Genomic DNA, 4875 nt, shown 5'->3' on the forward strand with positions numbered 1-4875 from the left:
CCGGCGTCGTCGCCAAGATCATCGAGTAATCGACGGTCTGACGATCTGAACTGAAGAGCCCCGCCGGAGCGATCCGGCGGGGCTTTTCTTTTGCGCGACACCGTGACTCGCCTGTGAGGACGTGCGGCGTGGTTAAGCCCGCAACCGACGGGGGCGGAGCCTTGCCGGGAACCCGAATCCTGCGCCCTTGTGTGGCGAAGGTTGTTAAGGTTCTGGTAACTTCATGCGTCGCGCGATCCACATCGGCCTGTTCATCGGCACCCTGATAGGGATGTGCGCCTGCGCGACCGTCAAGGGCGATGACGGCGCATCGCGGGGCGCCTATGGATCGGTCGAGATCGGTCGCCGGGGCTGAGCCGCCCGGAAATCCGTGGCGGTTCGGGCGAAACGCCCTTATCATTGTCCCCGCGGACGCCGTTTGTCGCGCCGCGCCGGTTCTCCTCCCCTAGATGTTAGCCATCGCCATCGTCGTCGTTCTGCTCCTTGTGGTGCTCAACGGCGTATTCGCCATGACCGAACTGGCGGTCGTCTCTTCGCGCAAGTCCAAGCTCCAGAGCCGGGCCGAGCGGGGAGACCGGGGCGCTCGCGCGGCCCTGAAGCTGGCGGAGGAGCCCACGCATTTCCTGTCGGCGGTCCAGGTCGGCATCACCCTGATCGGCATTCTGGCGGGCGCCTACGGTCAGGCCGCCATCGGCGGTGAGCTGAACCGCATGATCGAGACCGGCATCCCGGCGCTGGCCCACTGGTCGTCGGCGATCTCGACCGGCGTCGTGGTCGTGCTGATCACCTATATCTCCGTGATCGTCGGCGAGCTGGTGCCCAAGCGGCTGGCGCTGATCTTCCCCGAGGCGATCGCGTCCCAGATGGCCGCGCCGATCTCTACCCTGGCCATCGTGCTGAAGCCCTTCGTGGTGCTGCTGACGGCCTCGACCTCGGGCATCCTGAAGATCATGGGCGTCAAGGACCGCGACGGTTCCGACGTCACCCAGGAAGAGGTCGAGACCATGATCGCCGAGGGCACCTCGGCCGGTCTGATCGAGCCCGAAGAGCAGACCATGATCGAGGAGATCCTGACGCTCGGCGACCGCCCCATCCGCGTGGCGATGACGCCGCGCCACGAGGTCTTCTGGATCGCGCTGGACGACACCGACGAACAGCTGCGCGAGGAAATCCGCACCTGTCCCTATTCGCGGATCGTGGTGGCGCGCGAGAACGACGTCGATAACCCGCTGGGCGTGGTCCACAAGAAGGATCTGCTGGACAGCCTGCTGACCGACGGCAAGTTCGACGTCGAATCCCTGGTGCAGACCCCGGCCTTCATCCCGCAGTCGACCTCGGTGCTGAAGGCGCTGGAGATCCTCAAGACGTCCAAGGTCCACATGGCCTTCCTGGTGGACGAGTTCGGCGCCTTCGAGGGCGTGGTGACCGCCACCGATCTGCTGGAGATGATCGCCGGCGATTTCGACGAGAGCCACGACGAGGCCGAGGCCTGGATTCGCCAGCGCGAGGACGGCAGCTGGCTGGTCGACGGCCAGACGGACCTGGAGGAGCTGTCCGACGAACTGGGCGAGGATTTCGGCGAGGCGGAAGGCTTCCACACCGTGGCGGGCCTGGTCCTGCACCAGCTGTCGCGCGTGCCGGACGAGGGCGAGGTGCTGCAACTGGGCCGTTTCGAGGTCGAGGTCATCGACATGGACGACCGCCGTATCGACAAGCTGCTGTTCCGCCAGGTGGTGAACAAGGAAGACGAGGCCCAGGCCGTCGCCGCCCACCTGGACGACTGACCTTAAGGCCGTTCTTGCGCGGATATGGCCGCAAGGCCGTAACGGCGCTTGAAAACCCCGCCGTGGTCGGGCATAGCCCCGCGTCTGGCGAAAGCGTGCGTCTCGGGAATACCCGCCGCGTACGGCTTTTTGCTCCAGGAGTTTAGCTCAGCTGGTAGAGCACCGGTCTCCAAAACCGGGGGTCGTGGGTTCGAGTCCCCCAACTCCTGCCATTTTCCCCCTGTCGCCGCCGGATGGGACACCCCATCTGGTGGCGACAGGTTTGATTGTTTGAAGAGACGCCGCATGGCCAAGGCCAAGACTCCTTCGGGACGCCGCCCCCAGACCGCTCAACCGGCCATCGCCGGCAGCGCTGTCGCGGCTGACGCCCCGGCCCCGAAGAAGCGCACGTCGATCCCGCAGTTCGCCAGCCAGGTTCGCGCCGAGGGCCGCAAGATCGTCTGGCCGAGCCGCAAGGAGACCTGGATCACCTCGGTGATGGTCTTCCTGATGGTCCTGATCGCGACCGTCTTCTTCGCTATTGTAGACTTTGGCCTGACCCGACTGTCCCAGTTCGTCCTCGCGCTCGGCCAGTAAGAGAGACCGCCCCCCAAATGACCGACGTCGCCAAGCCCGCCAATCCGCGCCACAAGTGGTACATCGTCCACGCCTACTCGAACTTCGAGAAGAAGGTGGCCGAGCAACTGCGCGATCAGGCCAAGCAGCAGGGCCTGGAGGACAATTTCTCCGAAATCCTCGTCCCGACCGAAGAGGTCGTGGAGATCCGCCGCGGCCGCAAGGTCAACTCGGAACGCAAATTCTTCCCCGGCTACGTGCTGGTGAAGATGGAGATGACGGACCAGGCCTATCACCTGGTCAAGAACACCCCGAAGGTCACCGGCTTCCTGGGCGCCGCGGGCGGCACCAAGCCGCTGCCGGTCTCGGAGCGTGAGGTCCAGCAGATCGTCGGCCAGGTGGAAGAGGGCGTCGAGCGTCCCAAGCCCACCATCCGCTTCGACATCGGCGAGACCGTCAAGGTCATCGACGGTCCGTTCGCCAGCTTCGACGGCCAGGTCGAGAGCGTCGACGAGGAACACGCCCGCCTGCGCGTCGCCGTGTCGATCTTCGGCCGCCCGACCCCGGTGGACCTGGAGTACAATCAGGTGGAAAAGGTCGCCGCCTAAGGCGTCTTCCTGTCATCCCCGGCGCAGGCCGGGATCCGCACCGCCAAGCCGCGCCCGCCAGTCGGGCGCGGTTTTGCATGTTCGGGGTCCTGTTGCAGCGTCCGGTTTCGGGGGCGCTCCGCCTTCTGCATTAATCAGGTGTCATCTGAGCGCCGGAATGCCGACACGATTCCACGCTGTTCTCGCCATTGATGAATAGGCCATGGGGCATGCGCCTATGAGTAATCAATTCTGAGTACAGACATGAGTTTGCGCGACGTTTTTGCAGAGGCGGGGGTATCCGACGTCGGCGCGACTATTTCTCAGGTAACCAACGTTATTCGAGAGCGCGGGAACATCCCGACCTACCTCGATAATCGCGTGATCGAAATCTTGCGCGGCGCGCCCGTGGGGGAGGGGGACGCCAACCTGGTGCGCCACTATCTCCGTCGTCTGTCGGACAAGGGACCCCGATACCGGACCTGGGCGCAGCGCGAGGCCCAGCTGTCGCAGTTCAACGCCGACAGCGAGCTGGACTTTCGGGCGATGCTCTACAGCCAGGGGGCCGGCCGCGCCTTCCAGTGGCGCGGGCTGGATTGCTTCAAGACGATCTACGAACTGGCCCTCTATCCGATGATGCTGGCCGAGATCCGGCCGCACAGCATCATCGAGCTTGGCGCGGGCGTCGGCGGCTCGGCGGCGTGGTTCGCGGACATGTGCGTCGCCCACGATCTGGACGCGGTCGTTCACGCCGTGGATCTGAAGGTCGAGGACGGGATCGAGGGCGCGATCCGGACCTGGCGGGGCGACTGCATCGCCTGGGTGAAGGCGGCGTCGGCGAATCGCGACGATTTCGGCTCCCCGGTTCTGGTGATCGAGGATTTCCATGGGGATCTGGGCCAGACGATGCAGGCGTTGGACGACTTCCTCCGCCCCGGCGACTACCTCGTGATCGAGGACGCCATTCCCAAGCAGATGCAGCTGGCCCAGGCCCTGCAGGGGCGACCGTATGTGATCGACACCCACTACACGGACTTCTTCGGCGTGAACTGCACCAGCGCGATCAACGGCATCCTCAAGCGGGTGTAAGGGCAGCCGCCGCTCAGGCGAGACGGGTCTTCCGCCGGAATACTCTTCAGACGGGTTGCGTTTCACAACGCCGTTCTTTCGGTTGAAATGCCCTGAGGCGCGACTATCCTTCACCGGGTTCGGGGAGGACAGCCGATGCTTGTCAGGTTCGCCGCCGTCGCCCTGGCGATGGCCTTCTGTTCCCAGGCCGTCGCGCAGACGCCGCCCGTTCCGGAGGCTCAGGACCAACCCACCACCCTTCCTGACGTCGTGGTGAGCGGCGACGACCTTGAACGGCTGGCGCAGACCTTCGTGGAGGGGCTCGCCGCGCCCGCGCGGGACAGGGGGCTGGCGCGGTGGGAAACCAAGATCTGCCTCGGCGCCGTGAACTTCCGGCCGGAGATGGCGCACCAGCTGATCGGCCATATCTCGGATGTCGCGCAGGAGATCGGCGTGGAGCTGGGCGAACCCGACTGTGAGCCCAACGTCGTGATCGTGGGCACGGAAGACGGCCGGGAGCTCGCATCAGCGCTGGTCGGTCAGAATCGTCGGCAATTTCGATATGGCTACACCCGCTCTAACCGGGGTTCCCGGGCCTTGCAGGAGTTCCAGACCTCGGAGGCCGCCGTCCGTTGGTGGCACATCAGCCTGCCCTACATCGCCGGGACCAACCAAGTCGCCATCCGGCTGCCGGGCAAAGGCCCCGCCCCGTGGCCCTGCCGGCGGCGGTGGGGCGAACGCTACTGTGATCAGGTCACCGACCGGCTGGTCCGCTCGCTGATCATCGTCGACCTCACGACGCTTCCGGAGATGAGTTTTAACCAGCTGGGCGACTATCTGGCGGTATTGACCCTGGCCCAGGTCGATCCGCGGACGGACTT

The 4875-nt window shown here is 65.2% G+C and carries 6 protein-coding genes and 1 tRNA gene; all 7 read left to right on the forward strand.

Translation table 11 applies throughout. The annotated features are described in order from the left end of the window. The first annotated feature begins 223 nt into the window (after positions 1–223). On the forward strand, positions 224–355 hold the full coding sequence (locus Q0C81_RS15980) for a hypothetical protein (RefSeq protein ID WP_291840175.1): 132 nt from the start codon (positions 224–226) through the stop codon (positions 353–355). 94 nt (positions 356–449) lie between these two features. Further along, positions 450–1784 carry a hemolysin family protein gene (locus Q0C81_RS15985; protein WP_291840176.1) on the forward strand — a complete coding sequence of 445 codons (1335 nt, stop codon included), beginning with the start codon at positions 450–452 and terminating at the stop codon, positions 1782–1784. 136 nt (positions 1785–1920) lie between these two features. Further along, positions 1921–1996 (forward strand) — tRNA-Trp (locus tag Q0C81_RS15990). 73 nt (positions 1997–2069) lie between these two features. Continuing rightward, complete coding sequence (gene secE, locus Q0C81_RS15995) at positions 2070–2360, forward strand: preprotein translocase subunit SecE (RefSeq protein ID WP_291840179.1); 291 nt, start codon at positions 2070–2072, stop codon at positions 2358–2360. Positions 2361–2377: 17 nt separating this feature from the next. After that, on the forward strand, positions 2378–2947 hold the full coding sequence (nusG, locus tag Q0C81_RS16000; RefSeq protein WP_291840182.1) for a transcription termination/antitermination protein NusG: 570 nt from the start codon (positions 2378–2380) through the stop codon (positions 2945–2947). A 360-nt stretch (positions 2948–3307) separates the two neighbouring features. After that, on the forward strand, positions 3308–4015 hold the full coding sequence (locus Q0C81_RS16005) for a CmcI family methyltransferase (RefSeq protein ID WP_291840185.1): 708 nt from the start codon (positions 3308–3310) through the stop codon (positions 4013–4015). 135 nt (positions 4016–4150) lie between these two features. Continuing rightward, a partial coding sequence (locus Q0C81_RS16010) for a hypothetical protein (RefSeq protein WP_291840188.1) occupies positions 4151–4875 on the forward strand: 725 nt, incomplete at its 3' end.

Origin of the sequence: Brevundimonas sp. (genome assembly GCF_023259385.1) — a bacterium.
GTDB lineage: Bacteria > Pseudomonadota > Alphaproteobacteria > Caulobacterales > Caulobacteraceae > Brevundimonas.